The 25,770-nt window shown below is 35.7% G+C and carries 25 protein-coding genes and 1 pseudogene; all 26 read right to left on the bottom strand.

Annotated features, from left to right (window positions below; all coding sequences use genetic code 11):
- Positions 1-30 precede the first annotated feature (30 nt).
- The 26 genes and pseudogenes from P3F81_RS03590 to P3F81_RS03465 all read right to left on the bottom strand — a co-directional run bounded on the left by P3F81_RS03590 (position 31) and on the right by P3F81_RS03465 (position 25,767).
- A pseudogene (locus P3F81_RS03590) lies at positions 31-2,584 on the bottom strand (TIGR03960 family B12-binding radical SAM protein).
- 142 nt (positions 2,585-2,726) lie between these two features.
- Complete coding sequence (locus P3F81_RS03585) at positions 2,727-3,611, bottom strand: M50 family metallopeptidase (RefSeq protein WP_147667721.1); 885 nt, start codon at positions 3,609-3,611, stop codon at positions 2,727-2,729.
- A gap of 187 nt (positions 3,612-3,798) precedes the next feature.
- Entirely contained in the window at positions 3,799-4,536 is a 738-nt protein-coding gene (locus tag P3F81_RS03580; RefSeq protein ID WP_147667720.1) for a M23 family metallopeptidase, read from the bottom strand.
- A 110-nt stretch (positions 4,537-4,646) separates the two neighbouring features.
- A complete protein-coding gene (rodA, locus tag P3F81_RS03575; protein ID WP_147667719.1) occupies positions 4,647-5,753 on the bottom strand; it encodes a rod shape-determining protein RodA in 1,107 nt (368 codons plus the stop codon).
- Positions 5,754-5,905: 152 nt separating this feature from the next.
- Positions 5,906-6,181 (bottom strand): cell division topological specificity factor MinE, encoded by a 276-nt coding sequence (gene minE, locus P3F81_RS03570; protein ID WP_147667718.1) that lies wholly within the window; start codon positions 6,179-6,181, stop codon positions 5,906-5,908.
- Positions 6,182-6,193: 12 nt separating this feature from the next.
- Entirely contained in the window at positions 6,194-6,982 is a 789-nt protein-coding gene (gene minD, locus P3F81_RS03565) for a septum site-determining protein MinD (RefSeq protein ID WP_147667717.1), read from the bottom strand.
- Positions 6,975-7,598 (bottom strand): septum site-determining protein MinC, encoded by a 624-nt coding sequence (gene minC / locus P3F81_RS03560; RefSeq protein WP_147667716.1) that lies wholly within the window; start codon positions 7,596-7,598, stop codon positions 6,975-6,977. The genes minD and minC overlap by 8 nt, the downstream gene beginning before the upstream one ends.
- Positions 7,599-7,688: 90 nt before the next feature.
- Entirely contained in the window at positions 7,689-9,479 is a 1,791-nt protein-coding gene (gene mrdA / locus P3F81_RS03555; RefSeq protein WP_434064767.1) for a penicillin-binding protein 2, read from the bottom strand.
- Positions 9,480-9,596: 117 nt separating this feature from the next.
- Entirely contained in the window at positions 9,597-10,085 is a 489-nt protein-coding gene (mreD, locus tag P3F81_RS03550) for a rod shape-determining protein MreD (protein ID WP_147667715.1), read from the bottom strand.
- A complete protein-coding gene (gene mreC / locus P3F81_RS03545; protein WP_147667714.1) occupies positions 10,082-10,987 on the bottom strand; it encodes a rod shape-determining protein MreC in 906 nt (301 codons plus the stop codon). The genes mreD and mreC overlap by 4 nt, the downstream gene beginning before the upstream one ends.
- Positions 10,984-12,018: a rod shape-determining protein gene (locus P3F81_RS03540; RefSeq protein WP_147667713.1), complete on the bottom strand. Its 1,035-nt coding sequence runs from the start codon at positions 12,016-12,018 to the stop codon at positions 10,984-10,986. The genes mreC and P3F81_RS03540 overlap by 4 nt, the downstream gene beginning before the upstream one ends.
- Positions 12,019-12,067: 49 nt before the next feature.
- Positions 12,068-12,760 (bottom strand): RadC family protein, encoded by a 693-nt coding sequence (radC, locus tag P3F81_RS03535; protein ID WP_309320629.1) that lies wholly within the window; start codon positions 12,758-12,760, stop codon positions 12,068-12,070.
- A complete protein-coding gene (locus P3F81_RS03530; protein WP_147667712.1) occupies positions 12,757-13,320 on the bottom strand; it encodes a Maf family protein in 564 nt (187 codons plus the stop codon). Before P3F81_RS03530 ends, radC begins: the two co-directional genes overlap by 4 nt.
- A 30-nt stretch (positions 13,321-13,350) precedes the next feature.
- The gene (locus tag P3F81_RS03525; RefSeq protein ID WP_147667711.1) at positions 13,351-13,614 is read right to left on the bottom strand and encodes a DUF4321 domain-containing protein; all 264 of its coding nucleotides are present in this window, start codon (positions 13,612-13,614) and stop codon (positions 13,351-13,353) included.
- 455 nt (positions 13,615-14,069) lie between these two features.
- A complete protein-coding gene (locus P3F81_RS03520; RefSeq protein ID WP_309320628.1) occupies positions 14,070-15,737 on the bottom strand; it encodes a methyl-accepting chemotaxis protein in 1,668 nt (555 codons plus the stop codon).
- A 267-nt stretch (positions 15,738-16,004) separates the two neighbouring features.
- A complete protein-coding gene (locus P3F81_RS03515; RefSeq protein ID WP_147667709.1) occupies positions 16,005-17,291 on the bottom strand; it encodes an ArsB/NhaD family transporter in 1,287 nt (428 codons plus the stop codon).
- Between the two features lie 175 nt (positions 17,292-17,466).
- Positions 17,467-17,766 carry a hypothetical protein gene (locus tag P3F81_RS03510; RefSeq protein ID WP_147667708.1) on the bottom strand — a complete coding sequence of 100 codons (300 nt, stop codon included), beginning with the start codon at positions 17,764-17,766 and terminating at the stop codon, positions 17,467-17,469.
- Positions 17,767-18,105: 339 nt separating this feature from the next.
- Complete coding sequence (gene nhaA, locus P3F81_RS03505; RefSeq protein WP_309320627.1) at positions 18,106-19,458, bottom strand: Na+/H+ antiporter NhaA; 1,353 nt, start codon at positions 19,456-19,458, stop codon at positions 18,106-18,108.
- A 449-nt stretch (positions 19,459-19,907) separates the two neighbouring features.
- Entirely contained in the window at positions 19,908-20,285 is a 378-nt protein-coding gene (locus P3F81_RS03500; protein ID WP_147667706.1) for a biotin/lipoyl-containing protein, read from the bottom strand.
- 34 nt (positions 20,286-20,319) lie between these two features.
- Positions 20,320-20,463, bottom strand: coding sequence for a hypothetical protein (locus P3F81_RS03495; protein ID WP_177505191.1), 144 nt, complete (start codon positions 20,461-20,463; stop codon positions 20,320-20,322).
- Positions 20,464-20,502: 39 nt separating this feature from the next.
- Positions 20,503-20,652 carry a hypothetical protein gene (locus P3F81_RS03490; protein WP_177505192.1) on the bottom strand — a complete coding sequence of 50 codons (150 nt, stop codon included), beginning with the start codon at positions 20,650-20,652 and terminating at the stop codon, positions 20,503-20,505.
- 14 nt (positions 20,653-20,666) lie between these two features.
- Positions 20,667-22,196, bottom strand: a complete 1,530-nt coding sequence (mmdA, locus tag P3F81_RS03485) for a methylmalonyl-CoA decarboxylase subunit alpha (protein WP_147667705.1) — start codon at positions 22,194-22,196, stop codon at positions 20,667-20,669.
- Between the two features lie 33 nt (positions 22,197-22,229).
- Positions 22,230-22,643, bottom strand: a complete 414-nt coding sequence (mce, locus tag P3F81_RS03480; RefSeq protein WP_147667704.1) for a methylmalonyl-CoA epimerase — start codon at positions 22,641-22,643, stop codon at positions 22,230-22,232.
- Between the two features lie 53 nt (positions 22,644-22,696).
- On the bottom strand, positions 22,697-23,638 hold the full coding sequence (meaB, locus tag P3F81_RS03475) for a methylmalonyl Co-A mutase-associated GTPase MeaB (protein ID WP_147667703.1): 942 nt from the start codon (positions 23,636-23,638) through the stop codon (positions 22,697-22,699).
- A gap of 63 nt (positions 23,639-23,701) precedes the next feature.
- The gene (locus P3F81_RS03470; RefSeq protein WP_147667702.1) at positions 23,702-24,094 is read right to left on the bottom strand and encodes a cobalamin B12-binding domain-containing protein; all 393 of its coding nucleotides are present in this window, start codon (positions 24,092-24,094) and stop codon (positions 23,702-23,704) included.
- Positions 24,095-24,120: 26 nt separating this feature from the next.
- Positions 24,121-25,767 (bottom strand): acyl-CoA mutase large subunit family protein, encoded by a 1,647-nt coding sequence (locus tag P3F81_RS03465; protein WP_147667701.1) that lies wholly within the window; start codon positions 25,765-25,767, stop codon positions 24,121-24,123.
- Positions 25,768-25,770: the final 3 nt, after the last annotated feature.

Genomic DNA, 25,770 nt, shown 5'->3' with positions numbered 1-25,770 from the left:
TTAAGTAAACTTTTATTTACTTATGTATTTCTATTTTTCATTGATCAATAAGTCAATTGGTGTTGACCCATTGGCATAAATTCCTTTGCGGTGAATCAATACATCTTCAAGATATATTGGGAAGTCAAATTTTTCGGCTATGGCCTGTAGAACTTCTCCTGGTTTTATACTGCCCATAGGTGTAATCTTAACGTACATATCCAAGATAGCTGTTGTTCCCTTCGTCATTACACAAATCGGTCTTTCCATATATTGTTTTATTTCAATTTCTTTTTTCCCTTTTTTAGGAGAAAATCTTGTAAACATCATCATTTCTGCTTCATTATAAGATTTTACAGCATTTTTAATTTTTGAAAAATCACAATCATATGGAAGACAAACCTGATAAACCGCCGAATTCACAATCGCCATCAAAGCAGGTTGTTTATCAACAATTTCAACTGCACGTAACAACTCAATGCCTGGAGGTAATTGATTACGCATTGTCTCACAGAACCCCTTCACATAAATAGGTTCTTTAAATTCAACATCCATATACTCAGCATCGCTTGTTACACCAACGGCAAGCGCTGATGCAAAAGATATTTTCATATGGGGATTAAACCCTTCTGAATACGCAACTGGTAAGTTCGTCCGGCGAATTGCTCTCTCAACCGCTGAAGCATAATCCAAATGAGAAATATAACGAATTTCTTCTCCTTTAGTAATTTCACTGCGAATCTTACACATTCCTTGCATCCTCCTTCCAGTCTATTACTTGAACATTTAAATTCTGACAAACACCACAAGCGCTGCATCTATCATGGCGACAATCCGGCGTAAACTTTTCACTAACGGCATTTTTATATTCCCTTAAGAAAAACTCTTTATTCGCGCCACTGCTTAAATGATCCCATGGTAAGATTTCCTCCTTATCCCGTTCCCGTTGATTATAAAAATTTGGATTAACATCACAAATTTTAAAAGCTTCTAACCAAGTTTCATATTTAAAATGTTCTGACCAACCATCAAATTTTACTCCAAGCTTCCATGCTTCTAGCAATACTTTTCCAAGTCGTCTATCACCTCGTGCAAAAACTCCTTCTAAATAGCTGGTCTTGGCATCGTGATAACTAAAATTAATTGCCCGATCTTTTATGTTTTCTTTTAGTAGTCGTTGTTTTCGTTCCAATTCCTCCATCGTATTTTGCCCAAACCATTGAAAAGCAGTATGTGGTTTCGGTACAAAACAAGAGACACTTACCGTTACCCTTGCACCACGTTTCCCTTTGACTTCTTTATACCATTGCACAACTTTTTGTGCTAGCTGCGCAATTCCAATGACATCTTCATCCGTCTCTGTTGGCAACCCAATCATAAAGTAAAGCTTCACGGTTGTCCACCCTTGACGAAAAGCCGCTGTTACAGCCTCTTTTAAATTTTCTTCCGTAACACCTTTATTAATCACATCACGCATCCTTTGCGTACCTGCTTCCGGTGCAAAAGTCAGCCCACTTTTTCTAACTTGTTGCACTTTATGTGCTAAATCTATGGAAAAGCTATCAATACGAAGTGAAGGAAGCGAAATACTTACCCCAGCTTCCTTCAACTCATCCATCAAATCATCCACGAGTTCCGGTAGACAAGAATAATCCGCGGAGCTTAGTGAAGTCAAGGAAATTTCATCATATCCGGTATTTTCAGAAATTTGTTTTGCCAAACCAACCAATTCGTCTTTCGTTCTTTCGCGTACTGGACGATAAACTATACCAGCCTGGCAAAATCTACACCCCCGTGTGCAGCCACGAAACAATTCCAACATAATTCTATCATGAACAACATCAATATATGGTACAACTGGTTTTGTGGCAAACGCACTTTGGCGCATATCTTTAATTAAACGCTTTTGAATCACTGGCTTTGCTTCATCCGTCAACGATTTCACCTTTTTTATCGTTCCATCTTCGTTATACAGTACTTCATATAATGATGGAACATAAATACCATCAATCGTTGCAACACGTTTTAAAAACCCATTCCGTCCTTCTGGTTTCCCCGCTTTTTCCCATGAAATGAAAGCATTTGCTACTTCAATAATAACTTCTTCCCCTTCGCCAATCACAAAAAAATCAAAAAAATCGGCAACTGGCTCTGCGTTATAAACACAAGGTCCACCACCAACAACAAATGGATCCTCTTCCTTACGTTCACTTGTCAACAAAGGAATCTGTGCTAAGTCAAGCATCGTAAGCACATTTGAATATATCATTTCATATTGCAAGGAAAATCCAATCATATCAAATTCCTTAATCGGGGTGAATGTTTCTAACGAATATAGCGGTAATTTTTGCGCACGCATCTTTTCTTCCATATCTACCCAAGGAGTATATACACGTTCTGCATAAATATTACATTGGTTATTTAATACTTGATATAAAATTTTTAAACCGAGATTAGACATCCCAACTTCATATACATCTGGCAGAGCTAATGCAATACGAAAATCAATATCTTGTAATTCTTTTTTCACCATATTCAATTCATTGCCTGTATATCGCCCCGGTTTTGTTACCGAATTAATCACAGCAGGGGTAAGTTTTATCATGAAAATTATAACCTCCATAAAACATATATCTTTTTCTACTGTATCTGACTTATCTAGTTTACCCTTGCGGAATATTTTTACTATAGCTTTATAAATTTCTTGAAAGACAAAAAAAATCCTGCTTTTTTGAAGTTTTAGGGACTTATGTCCCTTCTTTTGCAAGCAAAATTTCGCCTAATGTTATATCGCTACGCTTTCTCGCTAAAGCTTCCCAAATTTCAACTTCCGTTAAAGTCCCCAGTAAATGATGCGCATAATCAATAACAAAAACCATATGGTATTGCGTATGCGCTAAACACTTTATTATATCTCTTGCTTGTATAGTATGTAAAGCGGTATATGTCATTGATTCGCTACAGCCTTCATCAGCTAACCTTTCTTCTTTACGCATGATAGATTTCAGAATATTATATTGAACAACCTTACTCTCTTTATTTGCTACAATAATAATAAAGATGATTACACAAAGAATTGAGAAATTGATGATATCCAAAAATACGCAATCATAAATAAACTTACCTAAAAATATTAAACAAATAAATCGACTAATAAAAAGAGAAATTTTTCCCGCCCTTACATACCCTACCGATCCACTTAAGAAAATTTGTAACATTCTGCCACCATCTAATGGAGTCGCAATAATTAAATTAAACCAACCTAGCATAAAATTCATTTCAAACAATTCTTGTAACAATGAATGACTATATAATAAATTTATTCCATAAAAAATAGCAGCTAGAGTCAAGCTCATCATAGGCCCAGCTGCAAAAATCAAAAACTGATTCCAACGCGATGTTTCATACAATCGCTCTATTTTAGCCGCTCCACCAAACGGAAAAAGTTCAACTTCTTGTACTTTCACTCCAAGATAAGTGGATACAATAACATGAGTAATTTCATGTACAAAAACACTAATGAAAGCTACTAAAACTTGCTGCGTTAATCCAGTGATACAAAATAGTGCTAGTAAAAAAATAAACCAGCGATTTATTTTTACAATAATACCGCTGAACTTGCCAATTCGCAAACTAGATACACGCTCCTATCATATTTTTAAATGTCAATCTTCTATTCAATGACTAACCATATTATCTAACGAGATAAGCGATTCAACATGAAAAATTACTCCGCGCTATTACAAGCTCGCCTCTTCGCGAAATGGGAATTATATTAATAGGGCACGGGTGATTTTCTCAATCATTAAATAAATATAGCTAGGATTCAGATGAATTTAGACCTTGACTTGAATTAAGTCTTACCTTATCACTTGGGTTAACAGATATTCCCTTTTCACGCATACCAAAATACAACATTGGCTCTTCTGTATGCACTTTATTTCCACTTGTAGCAATGATTTGCCCCTGCGTCACACGATCTCCTTCACTTACTTTTACATCTTCTAAATATCCATATACCGTTTCAATCTCGTTTGCATGAGACAAAACAACCATTTTTCCTCGTTCTTCAGTTTGAGCAATAGATTTTACTTTTCCAGTACTACTTGCTTTAATCTTCGTTCCAAAAGGTACTTTATACTCAATTCCATCCTGCCAATACTGCGGTTTGCCTTTTTCATCATCTTTCCAACCGAAGTTAGAGACAATTTCTCCTTCTACCGGAATATTCATATATTGGTAAGGATTTGTCGGTCGAGCAATTACCGCTTGTGCATGCTTTAATATATCAGAATCAATACTTGGTAAATGTTGTTGAACGCCCTGTGTAATTTCTTTAAAATCCATTTTCCACTCCAGAACATTTCTCGTATACTCTTTAAGAACTTCTCCAGTTGGATTATGGAATGCCTGAATGGCATAAAAAACAATAAAAACAGACCCAGCAACCGCAATCTTTTTCAGATCCTTTTTATATGGTTTTTCCTCATCATAAGCATACATCCAATCCTCTTCATTATCCCAATAACTTTTCCAATCATTCCACTTTTTCGGCATTACATACACCCCCGTACCAAAATATATGGTACTTTAAATGAAATGATACCAAATTCAAAAATAATAAAGGTGTTACCCATCTTCTCACCGTATGGGTAACACCTTCCCTTTTAAAACATAATCTTTTGCCGTCGCATATAAATATTCAATAAAATTCCTATCGCAAGCATATTTGTGGTAAGCGAACTTACACCATAACTCATTAAAGGCAATGGTATACCTGTAACCGGCATAATTCCAGCAGTCATACCGACATTAATTAGCAAATGAAATGTCAGCATCGAGGTAATTCCAACAGCCAGCAACGAACCAAAATTATCACGGGCTTCATTTGCGATTTTAACGCCTCGATATAAGAGAATTAGATATAAAAGTAACACTATTCCTGCCCCAATAAATCCAAGCTCCTCACCAATAACAGCAAAAATAAAGTCCGTATGATTTTCCGGTAAAAAATTCAATTGACTTTGCGTTCCACCAAATAATCCTTTGCCAAATAGCATCCCAGAACCGATTGCAATCTTCGACTGGATAATATGATAGCCAGACCCTAATGGATCTACATTTGGATCCATAAATACCATGATTCGCATTTTCTGATACTCTTTTAAAAAGTGCCAAAAAATCGGCATTAAAGCAACACCTGCTCCAAATAGAATCATCAATAGCCGAAGATTAATCCCCGCAACAAATGTCATTCCCAATAAAATTGCCAAGAAAACCAATGAGGTCCCTAAGTCTGGCTGCTTTAACACAAGTAAGAACGGAAGGCCTACATACGCAGCTACTGGCAACAAATCTTTAAAAGTATTTAACTTTCCTATTCGCTGATCGAGCATTGCTGCTAAAGAAACAATCATAATAATTTTTGAAAACTCCGACGGTTGCAAACTAATTGGACCAATTTGTATCCAACGCTGTGCACCTAATGCAGAATGTCCAATCAACATAACCGCCAATAACATAACTAAATTAAAAATATACAAATGATTTCCATACTTTTGTAGTTCTTTATAATCAAAATGCAAAAGAAAAAATACAAATAAACAGTTCATCATGGCAAAAATGCCTTGCCTTTGTACATACCAATACCGATCTTCACTCGGAGTATTAATATGTGTCGCGCTACCAATAGTAATTAAGCTCACCCCAACAATAAGTAACGTAACAATAATTAACGTAAAATCCAATTTGCGAAGCAATCTTTGACTAATCATTTACCTTTTACATACCTTCCCTATACAAAATCACACTATTTATGATATATCATATCATTTCCTAAAATCATCTACAAGATAAAGTAACTCATAAAATAAATTTCCATAAAAAAAGTTGAAACAACGTCCGTCATTTCAACTTTTGATTTTATTTATTTGTCATAACATTGATGTTTCATTCTATTTACTGGAATATTTGCAACAAGTGCTACAGATGACTCGTCTTTTGTAAAATTTACTTCCATCTCTTTTTCATTAATATCCATATAATTTGAAATAACCTTAATCATATCATCTTTCAGTACTTCCATAAACTGTGGAGTAACACTTGCTCTATCATGTACTAAAACTAAGCGTAACCGTTCTCGGGCAATATCCTTTGACGATTTGCTATCTTTACCCAACATCTTCATTATAGCACCTAACATATCCTTTCCTCCCTACAGTTTAAATACTTTTTTTAGCTTCGCGAAAAAACCTTCTTCGACAATCGGACTAAATGGAATGTTTTCTCCACAAAGACGTCCAACAATATCTTTGTATGCCTGCCCTGCTACTGAAACAGGATTTGTAATTACTGGCTCTCCTCTGTTTGTTGAAGTAACCACCAACTCATCATCAGGAATTTGCCCAATACAATCAAGAGATAAAATTTCATCTATATCTTCCATTGCAAGCATATCGCCTTTTTTCACCATTTGCGGGCGAATCCGATTCACGATAAGTTTGATATCGCCTTTTTCCGCCCTTCCAAGTTCACCGATAATTTTATCAGCATCACGAACAGCAGAAATTTCAGGAATCGTAACAACGATTGCTTGATCAGCAGCTGCAATTGCAGTTTTAAAACCTTGCTCAATACCAGCAGGACAATCAATTAATATGTAATCAAAATCTTTTGCCAACTCATTACACAATGCTGTCATTTGCTCTGGATTCACAGCAGCCTTATCCTTCGTTTGGGATGTAGGCAACAAATACAAACTATCATGCTTTTTATGACGTACTAAAGCTTTCTTAAATGGCACTCGCCCTTCTGTTACATCAATCAAATCATACATAATACGATTTTCCAAGCCTAATAACAAGTCAAGATTTCGAAGACCTGTATCCGTATCAATGAGCACTACTCTCTTACCTCTTAGCGCAAAACCAACACCTAGATTTGCTGTAGTCGTAGTCTTTCCTACGCCGCCTTTTCCAGATGTAATAACGATAACTTCACTCATAGATATCCTCCTGCTCTTTTACTGATTCAATAACGATTTCTCCATTTTTAATCCGCGCACATTCGGGATGATCGACTTCCTCAAAATTATCCGGTGCCCTAGCTGCTAAACTTGCAATACGAATTTGCAAAGCGCGCATACGACGCGCTGTAATCATAGCATTCATGTCACCATAAGCCCCAGCGTGAACAAGTCCACGGCAAGTACCCTCGATTTCAATATTTCCTCCAGCAATTACTTGCGCCCCAGGATTCACATTTCCCTTTACCAAAATAGATCCATCATAGATAATTTCTTGTCCACCACGAACGGTTTGTTCAATAACCATAACATGATCAGCCATACTTTGTTCCGGCTCGATGATGTAATTTTCAATTTGAGGTGACAAAATTTCCAAAGTCATTCCATATTGACTCAATAAATTTTCTACCTCTATTTGTTCTTGTTCATTAAAAACATCGGAATTAACATGAATTATAGTGCCTTTTCCAAAAAAGCCAATTGCAGACTCTAATTTATTTCTTAATTGTATTAAAATATCAGAAAAATCTACATTCTCATTCAAAACTAATTGAAGTCCTGTTCGGCTTCCTTTAAATACAACGTCTTTATTCATCATTACTCCTATTTTCACCTGCATACTATGTCAATTAATACCTATTCGCTATTTTCCGCTATACTCCTGCCTATATTACGGAAAATGTCACTATTGGCCTATAACTACAGGATTTTCTTTTGGATTGTTGTCAATATGAAATGCCGCTTCTAATATTTTCTTACCAATTGGTACGGCTGACATTGAACCAAATCCACCTTGATCAACAATTACGGCAACGACATATTGTGGATTATCAAAAGGTCCATAGGCAACAAACCAACCATGATCACTGCCATGTGGATTTTCGGCAGTACCCGTTTTACCTGCGATTGGAACCGGAAAATCTTTAAATATTTGCCCTGCTGTTCCGCCCTCGCGTGCAACATCACGTAAAGAAATACGAATTAAATCCATCGTTTTTTGTGAAATAGTTAACTGCCCTAGTTTTTCGGATTGAAATTGTTTAATCACCGTTCCATCAGGCGCAGTAATTTTGCTTACTAAATATGGTCTATAACGTATCCCCCCATTAGCAATCTCGCTATAAAGCATGGCAATTTGTAATGGTGTAACTAAATTAAACCCTTGCCCAATTGCCGCATCAAAAGTTTCCGATAGATACCAATCATCTTCAAAAACCTCTTCTTTATATTTGCGGTTTGCAACTAACCCTTCACTTTCATATGGTAAATTAATGCCAGTTTTAGCTCCAAGCCCAAACATCCTCGCATACTTTTCTATCAAATCAATTCCTAATCGATTTCCCATCTCATAAAAATAAACATTATCTGATTTAGACAAAGCTTCTTGGAAATTAATCCAGCCCAAAGCCTCACCTTCAGCATTGACCTTTGGAATAATCCAATGCTTTCCTGTATCTAATATTTTTTCTTCTGGCGTTACCTTATTTTCTTCTAAAGCTGCTACCCCAGTTACAACTTTAAATGTTGATCCTGGTGGATATTCTCCTGTTATTGCTTTATTATCCAGTGGATGATTTGGGTTATTATTAATTAAATTCCAATCCTTAGTTGAAATTCCACCAGCAAATAAATTTGGATTAAAAGCTGGGCGACTAACCATCGCTAAGACTTCCCCAGTTTGTGGATTCACAACTACAGCAGCTGCTGCTTTTGCATTTGGTCGTCCACCTTTTGTCTGCAAATAAAGAAGTTGCTCATCAATCGCCTTTTCAGCTGCTTTTTGAATATTTTCATCAATTGTCAATGTTAAATCACAGCCTGGAACTGGCTCTTTTTTACCTAAAACTTGAACAGGTTTGCCCGTTACATCGACTTCAACCTGCCCACCGCCATCAATACCACGAAGCTCCTTATCATATACTCTTTCCAGTCCAAATTTACCTATAATATCTCCAGATTTATAACCATCACTTTTCTTTTTTTCAAGCTCCGTATCATTAATTTCACTTACATAACCAAAAATATGTGCTGCAAAATCATTATTCACATAATTTCTAATTGGCTGTATCTCAATTACAACCCCCGGATACTCATCCTTTTGCTCCTCAATTACCGTTACAATTTCCGGTCCAACATCACTTTTTATATGGATTGGATCAAACGCTGTATGTTGCTTGACTTTAGCATAAATGGATTCCTTCGTAACACCCAAAAGTACAGATAGTTTGTTTACCACATCATCCGATACCGGTCCTGACAATGGTAACAATGATACTGTAAAACCTGGACGATTTGATACCATTAAAATTCCATTGCGGTCATAAAATAAGCCTCTGGGAGCCATTGCAGGAATCAATCGAATTCGATTTCCGTCAGCTAACTTGCTATAGTATTCACCCTCAACAATTTGTAAATACCCCAATCTGGAAAGCAACGCAAATATAACTAAACAAACAATAACAGCTAAACCTTCCATGCGGCCTTTAAATTTTCTTGCTATCACAATTCTTCTCTCCTATATTCAAATAAAAGACACCTAAAAAGGTGTCTTTATCTTTATTTAGCAAAATTGCAGCATTCTTTATAACAAAAATTATGCTTTTAACCATGTACCAATTTTATTTACTAATTTATAAATAGGAAAAGCCATTATCAAATTATAAATTAAAACTGGACACAAAACTGAAATTATAGCATTAGATAATTCAACCTTATGACCTAATAATAGCATAAAAATCATCGTCATTAAAGTGTTTACAAATGAACCCATTAAAATTGCTACCACTGGTAATAACGCATTTTCTTTAAAAACATGCTCTTCCGCTATGCCAAAACCATATCCTAATAACATCTTTGAAAATGTATTCACACCAAAAAAAGTTCCCGTAGATAAATCTTGCAATAACCCAGCAAAAAAACCTGTTACAACTCCATGATCTTTTCCATATAACAAAGCAGAACTAATAACAATAATTAATAACAAATCCGGCTTTATTCCATTATAAGCAAAAACTGCAAAAAATGTAGATTGTAAAATTAACGCTGTTATTATAATTCCTGACCAAGTTAAAAATCGTTTCATTTTGCCCCTCCAGCCACAGGTTGTTGATTGGTCAACATAACTGTACTAGGCAGCGGCACAATTTCACGTGCTTTTGTAATAACAAAAACCTCTTCTAACTTATTAAAATCAACAGCCGTTGATAGTACAGCATATTTAAGCAGACCACCCTCTTCATTGATGACTTGCTCTACAGTCCCAATACAAACCCCTTTAGGATACACTCCACCAAAGCCGGAAGTAACAATCACATCTGAAGGTTGGATATCCGCATCACGCGGAATATTTATCATTTTCGCCATGGCTTGATTATTATTACCTTCAATAATTCCTGCAACTCTTGACTCCGGACGTTGTACCAGACCTCCAACAGCACTGCGAGGATCCAAAATTAACTGTACAATAGCAGAATTACTCGTCACACTTGCGATATTGCCAACTAATCCACGCTCTGTAATAACAGTCATATCTTTTGCAATACCATCTGCAGACCCACAGTTAATTGTTACACTCTTCGTCCATGTGCTGGAGTCACGTGCAATTATTTTGGCTGGTAACAAATCAAATTGTGGTGTTGCTTGTTTATAAGCAAGCATATTGCGTAAACGATAATTTTCCGCCAAAATTTCATCCGCATCAATTTGCTTAGACCTTAACTGTTCATTTTCTGACATTAGCATTTTATTTTGTTTATATACAGTAGCAATTTCCCATATCGAAGCACCTGCTCCATGTAGAGATGTCGAAATGCGCATCATCACATTTTGAAATGGTGCAAGCACTGTATTTACTAATTTTTCACTCGCCAAAAATTGATACTTTCCTGTGGCAGAAGAAAAGATCAATAAAAAGACAATAACAAAAACCGTCAATAAAACAATTATCTTTTTATTAGAATATGAATCTTTTCTTGCTCTACTCATCTTAATTTTTTAGACATCATCACAATACGTTTTAAAAGCTCAATACTTTCTAGTGATCTGCCTGTTCCTTCCCCAACACAAGATAAAGCTTCCTCTGATACATGGACAGGCATCCCTGTCTCTTTACTAAGTAAAAGATCTAATTTACGAAGTAAAGCGCCGCCACCTGTCATCATAATGCCTCTATCCATAATATCAGCAGCAAGTTCCGGAGGAGTTTTTTCCAATGTACTTTTTACCGCATCAATAATTTTTTGTACTGGTTCACTAAGAGCAAATTGAATTTCACTAGATTTAATATTTAATGTTTTTGGCAATCCGCTTACCAAATCACGACCACGAATATCCATATTAACTTCCGTCATTGGCACAATCGCTGTTCCAACATTAATTTTAATTTCCTCCGCAGTTCTTTCACCAATCATTAAATTATACTGTTTCTTAATATAGCGGACAATAGACGCATCCATTTCATCACCGCCAATGCGAATGGAGCGGCTTGTTACAATCCCGCCCAAAGAAATCACTGCAATTTCCGTAGTTCCACCACCAATATCTACAACCATATTTCCAGTAGGTTCATGTACGGGAAGCCCTGCCCCAATTGCAGCTGCCATTGGTTCCTCAATCAAGTAAGCTTCACGCGCTCCAGCTTGCATTGTCGCATCAATAACCGCACGTTTCTCCACTTCTGTCACCCCAGAAGGAACACCTACTACAACACGTGGCCGAACCAAAGATCTAGTATCCATAGACTTATTAATGAAATACTTTAGCATTGCTTGCGTAACATCAAAATCTGCAATAACACCATCTTTTAACGGTCTCACTGCAATAATATTTCCAGGAGTACGTCCAATCATTTGCTTTGCTTCTTCACCTACTGCTAAAACCTCTCCTGTATCACGTTGAATAGCCACCACGGATGGTTCTCTAAGAACAATTCCTTTTCCCTTAATATGAACTAATGTATTCGCTGTACCTAGATCGATACCCATATCCTTTGAAAAACTACCAAACAAATCCCACATAATCAAATTAGCTCCCTTCACTATTTAACCAATAAAATTAACCCTAGTATCAATCTATAACTCTCTCTTCTTTTAGGCTGATATAACAGTTATCTCCAATAATTATATGATCAATCACCTTTATATCCATTAATCCGCCTGCTTCTATCAATTTATGAGTAACATGAATATCCTCTTTACTCGGCGTAGGATCACCGCTTGGATGATTATGTACTAAAATCATCGCCGCTGCAAAATGAACAATCGCCTCCCGAAAAACTTCCCGAGGGTGTACAATAGATGAGTTTAAACATCCTACTGAAATAACAGGTGTTGCTAAAATATGATTTTTCGTATCTAAAAGAACCACAATAAAATGTTCTTTCTTTTCATAACGAAATCTCGGCATAAAATAATTAACAACATCTTGAGGTGACGTAATCTTTTTGCGCTCTATCGATGGCGCTTCAGCTAACCTCTTCCCAAGTTCTAAAGCTGCGAGCACAGTGATTGCCTTTACTTTACCAATCCCTTTGATTTTAGAAAAATCATTGACTGATAAATTTGCAAACTCACCTAATGATTCATTTTTATAAACAGATAATAATTTTTCAGCAACCCGAATAACTGAATCTTCTTTTGTCCCTGTACGTAGTAAAATAGCCAGTAATTCAGCATCGCTAAGCGACTGCGCCCCTTTTAATAACAATTTTTCTCGAGGTCGTTCCATATCTGGTAAGTCTCTTACCATAAGTTCTTTCATTTTAGCTCTATCCCTGCCTCATTGACCATTCTCTTCAAAAGAGCCAACGGCAATCCAACAATATTAAAATAACAACCTCGAATTTCTTCAACATACTGAGCAGCTTTTCCCTGAATTCCATACGCACCGGCTTTATCTAAAGGTTCCCCAGTTGCAATATAATCAAGAATCTCTTTCTCTGACATCTTTGTAAATTTTACAGTTGTTTTGGAGTAATCACAATACTCTTTGTTATTTATAACTAAAGAAATTCCAGTATAAACATCATGAGAACGTCCAGCGATAGTTAATAACATTTCTTTTGCTTCTTCCTCGCTGGCAGGCTTACCAAAAATTTTTTTATCAATCGCCACAACAGTATCTGCCCCTAGAACAACATCACGATAAAAGGATTTACACGCTACATCACGTGCTTTTTTCAATGCGTTTCCCATAACTAAGTCCTCTGGGGAAATATCTGCATCCATAATTTCTTCGCAATCACTAGGTATAACTTCAAACTTAATACCAATCTGCTGCAATAGTTCTTGCCTGCGTGGTGATGAAGATGCCAAAATCATTTAGAAACCTCCTACTTTACTTTTTTCTCATTAAAATCTTTTATATAAATAAATGCCCAATCCAGCACCTATAAGACTAAAAAAGCTAGGCTGGAAACAAAAACTTAAAGATAATTTAATTATATATAAGTTCATCGTAGCAGGTGCAAAATCAAATACTGTATATTGCCTGCTCAATGGAGTTACCATCTCAGCAAGTTGTGGAATTGTGATTAAGAAATCGCCAAATAATCCCCCACATACAGCACCTACTGCCATAAAAAGAAACATCGCTAAGTAAGATTTCCCCTTCACTTTCAAAGCCTCCTCTATTCAGCTTGTTTTACTGCAAAACTTTATTTCTAATTACTATTTAACATTACAAAATCAAAGGAAAGTTAAAACTAGACTATAAAACTCCGACTAAAAAATTTCTGTTAAATAAAAAATCTCGCTTTTATTCAAGCGAAAAATAGCTTTTATTTTTTTAATCACCTCTAGATTCCAATAACTTGTATCATTATATCATCTTTATCCAATTAAAAAAAGTCGCAAAAGTTTGGAAACCGCTTCTTTTTACAAAAATTTTATAGATAATAAAAACAAGTCACATTATAAAAATTTATCCGATGATAATCCGAGCCTTGGAACACTTTTATAAAATAAAGTAGACTTGATTCAGATGAAGTTTTTACTCCATCTGAATCCTAATCATCGAATAAAATTTTACTGAAAGAATTTTATAATGTGACTTGCCAATTATAATATGCTTATACTTTAAATTTTCTTACCATATCATTTAACTTTTTAGCCAAATCTAATTGTTTAGATGCCGTATTAGATACTTTCTCTAGTGCAACTGTTGTTTCATTCATATTTTCATTAATTGTTTTCGTATGACTATTTGAAATTTGTGTATTTTCCGTCATCACTTGAATTGCCTTACTAACCTCGCTAACAGTATTCGTAATATCTTCTGACATCATAGCAATTTCTTCTGACATTTTACTTACAAATTCAGCATCATCAGCATAAAGCTTACCTGTTTCGCCATAAGCATCAAACTGCTTATGAACATTAATATTCAGAAATTCTAATATTCCATTTCCTGTATCAATACTACTTTTAAATGCATGTTGTACTCTTTCAATCGTTTCTTGAATACTAAGTACCGATTTAGACGATTGCTCTGCAAGTTTCCGTACCTCTTCAGCAACAACTGCAAAGCCTCTTCCCTGTTCGCCTGCTCTTGCAGCTTCAATTGCAGCATTTAGTGCAAGTAAATTCGTTTGCTGGGCAATACTTGCAATCGTATCCGCCATTACTTTTATACTATCTACAATTTTCCCTGCTTCAATTGCTTTTTCCATATTTTCAGTCTTATTAGAAATAATATCTTGAGATTCATTAATAGCAATTTGACTATTTTCCTGTGCTTTAATTGCACGTTCCTTACATTCTTCCGCCATATCACTACCGGCAGATGCTTTATTAGAAAGCATGCTAATATTAGCTTCAACCTCTTCAATGGATGCTGTAATTTCTTCTGTAGCAGCACTAGATTCCTGCATTTGATTTGCTATATCATGCACTGAAGTTGTAATTACATTTACCTTTCCAGACACATCATATACCGTATTAGATAAATCTTCAACTGAATTGCTAAGATTATTCGAGTTTTCTATTATATCCTTCACTAGTTCTGCAACACTCACACGCATATTCTCTAAAGATTTTGCAATGCTGCCGATTTCATCATTTTGATTTGCAAAAGTATCTATCTTTTCATCTTTTATAAGGTTCAATTTTCCAATCTTATTAATAATTAATACAATTTCATTTAAAGGAATAAACAATTTATTAAAAATAGCAAATAATAAAATCGTTATAACAATGAAAGAGACAATAATTAAGATACTCTGAATCATAATAATTTCATTAATAATTTCACTAACGCCTCTTTCAGGTATTCCAATATCTAAAGCACCAATTTGTACTCCATTTTGATAAATTGGTACCATAATATCATAAGTCCAAACTTGTTGAACATCAGCGTAAAATCTACTTGTTTTTGTATTTCCTTTAACTGCACCATCTATTGTATATTCATCATCATAAACTTTACCAATTTTTTGATGATCACTATGCGCAATAGCTTTTGCATTTTTATCAATAATTGCCGCATATACAATGTTTTCTTGTCTTACCTTTTCATCAAGAAATTTTTGTAACTCATCACTTTGAATAGTAGTGTTCAACAGCATATTATCAAGATTTGAAGCAATCTCTTGTGCTGTTTCCATAGATTTATCCAACAAGACAGACTCCATTTGATCTTTTACTACATTTCCAATAATCAAAGTACTAATAAACAATACAATAAAAAATAACAACAATGTAGTTGATATTAACTTTCCCTTTAATGTTTTCGCAAACAAAATAACCCCTCCCCTTTGAAACCAATAAAAACTCATTTTTACTTTATCTAATAATTTAACCAATCGCCTGTACCCATGGCATAACTCCCTCTTATCGAAGGCAGGAGTCTTAGCCTTAGTTATCAGATAAATTATTTTCTTATAATATCATCACCAAAAAAATAAATAAATAGGAAAAATAGCCTCTTCTCTACGTAATTTTAAATATTTTCTAATATAATTCTAAAAAAGAGTGTGCAAAATTGATTTGCACACTCTTTTTTAGGATTATATTAAATAACGCATATAAATATATAAAGTCGATAAAAGAATCGTTAAAGTCATGATTGGAAATCCTATCTTCAAATATCGCATAAATGAAATATTATGTCCCGCCTCTGCAGCCATTCCCGCAACAATCAAATTCGCACTTGCTCCAACAATTGTTCCGTTACCACCAAGACATGCACCAAGAGCCAAACTCCACCACAATGGTTCCAAATTACTTACACCCATATTCCCCATATCTTGAATTAACGGAATCATTGTTGCAACAAATGGAATATTATCAAGAAAGGACGATACAATTGCACTTAACCATAAAACCAACATTGACGTCTTTGCTACGTCTCCCCCTGTAATTTCTATGCCATATACAGCAATTTGTTTGATAATACCAACCTCAATCAATCCGCCAACTGCAACAAATAAACCCACGAAAAAAAATATTGTCGTCCACTCTACCTTTTCCATTGCATGTTCAATAAAACTATGATCACGACTTGCAATTAATAAAAGTAAAAATGCCCCTGTTAAAGCGACTGTTGAAGATTCTACATGAACCAACTGATGGAAAAAGAATCCTAAAATTGTCAGTGATAAAACCGACAAGCATTTTTTTAATAACAACTTATTTTTTAATTCAGCTTTTTCATTCAATGACATTAAATCAGCCTTTAATTCATCTGTTGTGCGCAATTGTTTGCGATACAAAAAAGTTAAAATCACCAAAACAACTCCTAAATTAATGGCTGATATCAATGCTAAGTTATTAATAAATGAAATAAAGGTTAATTCCTTTACCGCACTCCCAATCATAATATTAGGAGGATCCCCAATCAAAGTAGCGGTTCCGCCAATATTTGATGCAATAATTTGCACAATTAAATAAGGAATGGGATTTACATGTAATTTATTCGTAATTCCAATAGTGACGGGAACCATAAGTAACACGGTTGTTACGTTATCTAAAAACGCGGAAAAAAGTGCAGTAATCACTGCTAAGTAAATTAGGATTCGCATTGGATTCGCTTCCGCCTTTTTCGCTGACCAAATTGCGATATAATTAAAAAGTCCTGTCTGCCCAGTAATCGCAACGATAATCATCATACCAATCAATAATCCAAGCGTATTAAAATCAATATGATGTAAAGCTGCTTCCTGCGAAATTACACCAGTTAAAATCATCAATATCGCACCAAGCATGGATACAATAGTACGATGAACTTTCTCTGAGACAATAAACATATACATGACGATAAATATAATTCCTGCTAAAAGTGTTGTGTTTTCCATTACTTTCCCCCTGTTGCATAGTAATGTTTTTATTATATCTTAAAATAAATAATTCGTCATAAATTTAAAAAATGTATACAAAATACAAAATGCAAATAGATAAATGCAGAGGAAAACTTTCTCTGACATTTATCTATTTCATTTTCCTAATTCTCCACATCATTATAATAAAATACTATTTTATCCAATGTTTAATCTGTTCATCTAATGCAATAAAATTTATACCAAGCAGAATAATTCCCATCGGCATAGCATTCATTTCACCACCAAGCCCAATCAATGGAGATGCAACAACTCCAAGTAAACCAGCTGCGCTCCCTGCGGCATCTCGTTGTGTTTGTATAGCTAAAGAAAAGCTTGTCGTAGTTGTGATTCCTATACACGCTTTGACTCCAACCCAAACAAGGATAAAAATGAATATACTCATCGCACTTAAAACAACAAATATTCCTGACCAATCCGTAACTTTTAGCAATTGCCCACCAAGAACAGGACTTAAAATAGGAACAATCTCATTAAGGAGCATTAATAAAGAAAGAACTTAGATATGGTTTTGAAAAATAATTCTTTTTTATTATTTTTCATCTTTGCCTCCATTTAAATTATAGTGACCAGTTTATATTTATTAGACTTCATCTGAATCCATTGTCGACAAGTACCAGAAATATATAAAAATAAAAGAATCACTCCTGCTATTATGTATAGAATTAACATAATAGCAGGAGTGATTCTCTTATCCATCGATTGTTTTAAATCGTTTTTATCATTCATCAATTTATTTTAATTTTTCTAAATCTATCTTTTGTTTTCCTTATCAACTCTCCACTTTATCTTTTGAACTCAATAATAAAACTGTTCCTAAAATTGTCGAAAAGAACGATGCAATTATAATTGATAATTTAGATTGATTTAAGAAAAAAGCGTTGTCAAAAGCTAGTCCAGCTATAAAAATAGACATTGTAAAACCTATTCCAGCAAAGCATCCGCTTGCCCATAATTGCTGCCAAGATATATTATCTGGTCTCTCAGCAAAATTCAACTTTTCTAATACCCAACATATAGTCACAATACCTATTGGCTTTCCGATACACAGTCCAAAAATAATTCCTAAAGATAAAGCATCCAACACGCCACCTATCATTTTTGGATCTATCGTGATACCACTATTAGCTAAAGCAAATAAAGGTAAAATAAAATAGGAAACTAAAGAATGAATCCTGTGCTCCATTCTTTGCAAAGGTGTCCCCGCCTGTTTGTATAAGTTTGACATTTGAGATAAAACTGAATGATACATAGCATCACCCAGAACCTCTTTTGAGGAAGTACTTAAATCGTTTAATTGGTCAGCTAACTTCGAACTCTTTTTCGCTGCCGATTTTTTTGAAATTTTTCCTTGTACTGGTATCGTAAATGCCGCCACGACACCGGCTAAAGTTGCATGTACACCAGAAGACAGAACGACAAACCATAATATAACCGATAAAATTTGATAAAAAAGTAAATTTCTAACACCTGCACGGTTTAAACAAAACATAATAGCTACTATAATTATCGCAAGTGATAAATACCCCCAGCTTGGAGCAGCTGAATAAAATATTCCAATAAGTAAAATAGCACCTATATCATCAACAATTGCCAAGGCAGTCAAAAAAACTTTTAATGCAATAGGAACTCTATTCCCTAATAAAGATAATATTCCTATTGCAAACGCAATATCCGTAGCGGTAGGAATCGCCCAACCACGGATGGTTTCGGAACCAGCACTTTGAAAAAGTAAAAATACAATTGCTGGGGCCATCATGCCACCAAAAGCAGCAGCTACTGGAAAAAGTGCCTTACGTGCTACAGACAATTCTCCAACTAATAACTCACGTTTAATTTCAAGACCTACTAAGAAAAAGAATATTGTCATCAATCCATCATTTATCCAATGATGAAGATTCATATTTAAAGAATATTCTCCTAGGGTTATTCCTGCGTATGTTTCATGCCATAATATATGATATTGATGTTGATAGTCAGAGTTAGCCCACACTAACCCCATAACTAACGCTAATAGTAGTAAGTTTCCACTTAGAGAATTCGTTTGTACAAACTTTTTAAGTGGATATACCAGCACCCGTTTCACATTTTTAAACTTAGTTGAATTTTTTCTTTTTTCGCTCAAAAAATACACCTCTTTCTTCAAAATCACAATTCATTCATTAATAAATTTCATTTTATAATTTAAAATAATCACTTTAGCTATACTAACTCAAAACTCCTCATCAGAATTTTCTCCATTCTTAAACAGGATTAACTACGTGGTTATATACATATATTTTAATTTATCTCTAAATACACAGAAATATTTCAATAGAGAATATAAGTAGAAAAAGATACAATAAAATGAAACTTTTCCGACAAGAATAAATCATTTCCCTGCCTACATTAATGAAAATGATTTATACGCCCCCTAATCTGCATCTACTCTTTATTATATACAAAACTTCTAAAAATTTACTATCAAAATACTAAAAAGGAGCCTGTAATGAACAGGCTCCTCCAAAAATTTTTCTTATTCTATTAAAGAAGCCTACACAACACATGTGCAGGCTTCTTTCAAATTCAAGCGAATTAACCGATAACAGCTAAAACTTCACCTGGTTTTACAGATTGACCAGCAGCTACATTAATAGATTTTAAAGTACCATCAACTGGAGCGGAGATTTCATTTTGCATTTTCATAGCTTCAAGAATTAAAACTACATCGCCTTTTTTTACAGCTTTACCAGCTTCAGCCACTAATTTTACAATTTTACCAGGCATTGGTGCATTGATAGCTGTATCGCCAGCACCAACAACAGCAGGTGCAGGTGCAGCAGCAGGTTTTGCAGCAGGTTTTGCAGGTGCAGCAGCAGGTTTTGCAGCAACTTTCACAGCTGGAGCAGCTTTTACTTCTTCGATTTCAACTTCGTATGCGTTACCATTAACTTTAATATTAAACTTTTTCACTTTTTTATTCCTCCACAACGATAAAATCTTAATTTTAATGCGAATTCATTAAATTTTTGTGTCCGGCTTCAACCCAAGCATGATGATCTCCATGAAGAATCACTAACGGAACGGATTTTTCCTCTTCCACCTCAAGTTCAAACTCTGTACCTTCAACTCTAACTTTAAAATTACGCATTGATATTCCTCCAGTACGAGAAACTTTCATTAATGACACTTAGTTCATTAATTTTTGACGGCCAGCCATAACCCAAGCATCGCTACGTTTTATGCTAATAGCGACAACTTTATTACCAACCATCATATTTACCGCTGCGGAAATAGCAGCGACAACTTCAGGACTAATATTTTTAGCATCAATTTTCATTAGTCAACTTCTCCTTATAGTGGAATGTTACCATGTTTTTTAGCAGGACGTGCTTCACGTTTACTAGCCAACATATTTAAAGCAGTGATAATACGAGGTCTAGTCTCCATAGGCTCAATAACCATATCAACAAAACCGCGTTCAGCAGCTTTATAAGGAGTTGCAAATTCTTCAATGTATTCAGCAGTTTTTGCTGCAACATCAGGATCTTTACGGAAAATAATGTTTGCAGCACCAGCAGGTCCCATAACCGCAATTTCAGCAGTAGGCCAAGCAAATACTTGGTCAGCACCTAAATCTTGTGAACACATTGCTAAATAAGAACCGCCATACGCTTTACGAGTAATTACTGTAATTTTTGGTACGGTAGCTTCGGAATAAGCATAAAGCATTTTTGCACCGTGACGAATAATACCGCCGTATTCTTGGTCTGTCCCTGGCAAGAAGCCTGGTACGTCAACAAGATTTACGATAGGAATATTAAACGCATCACAGAAACGAATAAAACGTGCTGATTTATCGGAAGCATTAACGTCTAAGCAACCTGCCATTACAGCTGGTTGGTTAGCGATAATACCAACGGATTTACCACCAAAACGAGCAAAACATGTAATGATGTTTTTCGCATAATGTTCATGTACTTCGTAGAACTCACCATTATCAACAAGTGAAGTAATAACATCTTTCATGTCATAAGGCATGTTAGGGTTATCAGGAAGCAATGTATTTAAGCTTTCATCCATGCGGGATGGATCGTCATTTGTTTCTACAATTGGAGCATCTTCAAGGTTATTGCTTGGTAAGAAGCTTAATAAGTAACGAATTTGTTCGATACAGTCTTCTTCATTTTCAGCAGCAAAATGAGCTACACCAGAAGTAGAGTTATGAGTCATTGCACCACCAAGTTGTTCAGCTGTAACTTCTTCTGCCGTAACAGATTTAATAACTGCTGGACCAGTGATAAACATTTGACTTGTATTTTTAACCATGTAGATAAAATCAGTTAAAGCTGGAGAATATACTGCACCACCAGCGCAAGGTCCCATAATTACAGAAATTTGTGGAACAACACCAGAAGCTAATGTATTTTTCAAGAAGATTTTACCGTAACCGCCTAATGCATCAACGGCTTCTTGAATACGGGCTCCGCCGGAATCATTGATACCAATAACTGGAGCACCCATTTTAAGTGACAAGTCTAACACTTTACAAATTTTTGCTGCATGCATTTCACCAAGAGATCCACCCTCAACAGTGAAATCCTGTGCAAATGCATATACAAGACGGCCATTTACTGTACCGTAACCTGTAACAACACCTTCACCAGGAAGAGATTTTTTCTCCATGCCAAAGTTTGTGCAACGATGTGTAACGAATTGATCTAATTCAACGAAAGTACCTTCATCAAAAAATAATTCAATACGTTCACGTGCTGTCAATTTACCTTTTTCATGTTGTTTTGCAATACGAGCTTCGCCGCCACCAAGTTTAATCTTTTCTTGTTTAGCTTTCATAAGCTCAATTTTTTCTTGAACTGTAGACATTTTGTACCTCCTACAAAATCTGCTGTTTGTAAACTATTTGCGTTGGCATAATTCTACTAAAACGCCGCCAGTAGCTTTTGGATGAACAAACGCAATGCTAGATCCGCCAGCACCATAACGAGGTTTTTCATCAATCATGCGAACACCTTTTGCCATTAAATCGGCAATCGCTTGTTCGATATTATCAACACGTAAAGCAACGTGTTGAATACCGTTTCTGCCACCATTTTTTTCAATGTATTTTGCAATAGGACCATCTGGGGAAGTTGATTCTAAAAGTTCTAATTCGCTATCACCAGTAGGGATAAAGCAAACTTTTACTTTTTGTTCTTCAACTACTTCTTCACCAGTGGCTTTCATGCCAAGCATTTCAGTATAGAATTTTTTTGCTTCTTCTAAATTAGTTACTGCAATACCAATATGATCAACTCTGTTAACTTCAAACATATATATATCCTCCTTCATCTACATATTACACGACAAAAGTCATGTTCCTAGTTCTATTTTAACATATCTTTTAATAAATTTGCTACAATAGTGTAAGGGTCATTTTTTCGACTTTCTACCTCACCGATTAATTGATCAAATTGACCATTTTCAGCAATTTTGTGTAATACATAACGACCTATATCCGCTTTTAACATTGATAAAAGCTCATTTTTCGTACGTTCTCTACGACGCTCGGTTAGTTTCCCCGTTGATTTTAGATGTTCAAAATGCTCATAAATCGTTGCTAAAAGTTCCTCAATTCCTTTATCTTGGCTAGCTACGGTTTGTTTTATTGGCGGACGCCAATCTGGTTTTTTATCCGAATCTAAGTCAAGCATCATGTTGATTTCAATGTTTAAACGATCTGCACCTTCACGGTCTGCTTTATTAATTGCAAATACATCACCAATCTCTAAAATACCAGCTTTAATGGCTTGAATATCGTCGCCTAAACCCGGTACTAAAACAACTAACGTTGTATCAGCTGCACTTACAATATCTACTTCAGACTGTCCAACACCAACAGTTTCAATAAAGATTACATCTTTTCCCGAAGCATCCATAATTTTTACTGCATCAGCAGTTTTGCGTGATAAGCCACCAAGGCTTCCACGTGTACCCATACTACGAATAAACACACCTTGATCTAAAGTTAATTCATTCATACGGATACGATCGCCTAAAATCGCGCCACCCGAAAACGGACTGGTTGGATCTACAGCGATAATCCCGACAGTTTTTCCTTGACGACGACATGCTTTTGCAAGTTTATCAGTCAATGTACTTTTGCCGGCACCTGGCGGACCTGTAATACCAATGACTAAAGCTCTGCCTGTATGCGGATATAACTCCTGCATAATACTTACTGCATTGTCGTATTCATTTTCCACTGCAGTAATTGCTCGTGATAACGCGAGCCGAGAACCCTTGATTACTTCCTTAGCTATATCCATTGAATCGCACCACCTTATGGTATATGTGCCTCATATAAAATGAGGCACATCATCCACTGCAATTTATTTTACATTAGCTTTGATAAAGTCAACAATTGCACTTGTTGGAGTTCCTGGAGTGAATACTTCAGCAACTCCAGCTTCTTTAAGTGCTGGAATATCAGCATCAGGAATAACGCCACCACCGATAACTAGTACGTCTTCCATGCCTTTTTCTTTTACTAAATTAACAACTTTAGGGAATAAATGAGGATGAGCTCCTGAAAGAATGCTCATTGCAACTACATTTACGTCCTCTTGAAGTGCTGCTTCTGCTATTTGTTCAGGTGTTTGACGAAGACCTGTATATACTACTTCGAAACCAGCGTCGCGAAGAGCGCGGGCTACAACTTTAGCTCCACGGTCATGGCCGTCAAGACCTGGTTTTGCTACTAATACTCTAATACGTTTTTCCATTGTATTTATCCCTCCAACTCTCGCTATTATAGGTTTACATGCGCTTCATATTCACCGAATACTTTACGCATAACTCCACAAATTTCACCAAGTGTAGCATATGTTTTAACAGCTGCTAAGATATATGGCATAAGATTTTCATGTTCATCTTGACAAGCTTTTTCAAGATCAGCAAGAGCAGCTTGTACTGCCGCATTATCACGTTCAGCTTTCATTTTTGTTAATTTAGCTTTTTGCTTTTCACCAACAGAAGCATCTACGCGAAGTAAGCCTTCAACTGGTTTTTCTTCCACTTGGAATTTATTAACACCAACGATAACTTTTGCACCGGATTCAACATCCATTTGCCATTTGTAAGCACTGTCTTGAATTTCTTTTTGGATATAACCTTTTTCAATTGCTTCAACAGCGCCACCAATTTCATCGATTTTGTTGATGTATTCCCAAGCTTCTTTTTCAATTTTGTTGGTTAAAGCTTCTACATAGTAAGAACCTGCTAATGGATCGATAACGTCAGCAAGACCACTTTCATAAGCAACGATTTGTTGTGTACGAAGTGCAACCATTACGGAATCTTCTGTAGGAAGAGCTAATGCTTCATCACGGGAATTTGTATGAAGAGATTGCGTACCACCCATAACAGCAGCAGCTGTTTGAAGAGCAACACGAACGATATTATTGTTTGGTTGTTGTGCAGTTAACATAGAACCAGCTGTTTGTGTATGCACACGAAGCATCCAAGATTTTGGATTTTTCGCACCAAAACGTTCTTTCATCACTTTTGCCCATACGCGACGGGAAGCACGGAATTTTGCAACTTCTTCTAATACATTGTTATGTGCATTCCAGAAGAAGGATAAACGACCTGCAAATGCATCAACGTCTAAGCCAGCTTTGATTGCAGCTTCTGCATATGCAATACCATCAGCAATTGTAAATGCGATTTCTTGAGATGCAGTTGAACCAGCTTCACGAATGTGGTAACCGGAAATAGAAATTGTATTCCAGTTAGGAACATTTTTAGAGCAGTATTCAAAAATATTTGTAATTAAACGCATGGAAGGTTTTGGTGGGAAAATATAAGTTCCACGTGCTGCATATTCTTTAAGAATATCATTTTGGATTGTACCTTTTAATTTATCAGCAGATACACCTTGTTTTTCAGCTACCGCAATATACATTGCAAGTAATACTGAAGCTGGTGCATTGATTGTCATAGAAGTGGAAACTTTTCCTAAGTCGATTTGATCGAAAAGGATTTCCATATCAGCTAAGGAGTCGATCGCAACCCCTACTTTACCAACTTCACCTGTAGAGATTTCATCATCGGAATCATAACCAATTTGTGTTGGTAAGTCAAATGCACAAGAAAGTCCTGTAGCACCTGATTCGATTAAGTAACGGTAACGTTTGTTGGATTCTTCAGCAGTTGAGAAACCAGCATACATACGCATTGTCCAGAAACGGCCACGATACATTGTAGGTTGTACACCACGTGTGAAAGGATAGGATCCAGGGAACCCGATTTCACTTGTATAGTCAGTACCTTCTACATCAAGTGGAGTGTATAAACGTTGCTCCGGTAAGTTTGCACGTTCTGGGAATTTTGCAGTCGCTTTTTCTACTTTGGCATCATATTCAGCCAGTTTAGCTTTTAAATTTTCATTGCTCATTAT

It is taken from the genome of Selenobaculum gibii (genome assembly GCF_030273445.1).
Classification (GTDB): domain Bacteria; phylum Bacillota; class Negativicutes; order ICN-92133; family ICN-92133; genus Selenobaculum; species Selenobaculum gibii.
The sequence above is the reverse complement of the archived record's forward strand: the minus strand, read 5'-3'. Positions and strand labels throughout refer to the sequence as shown.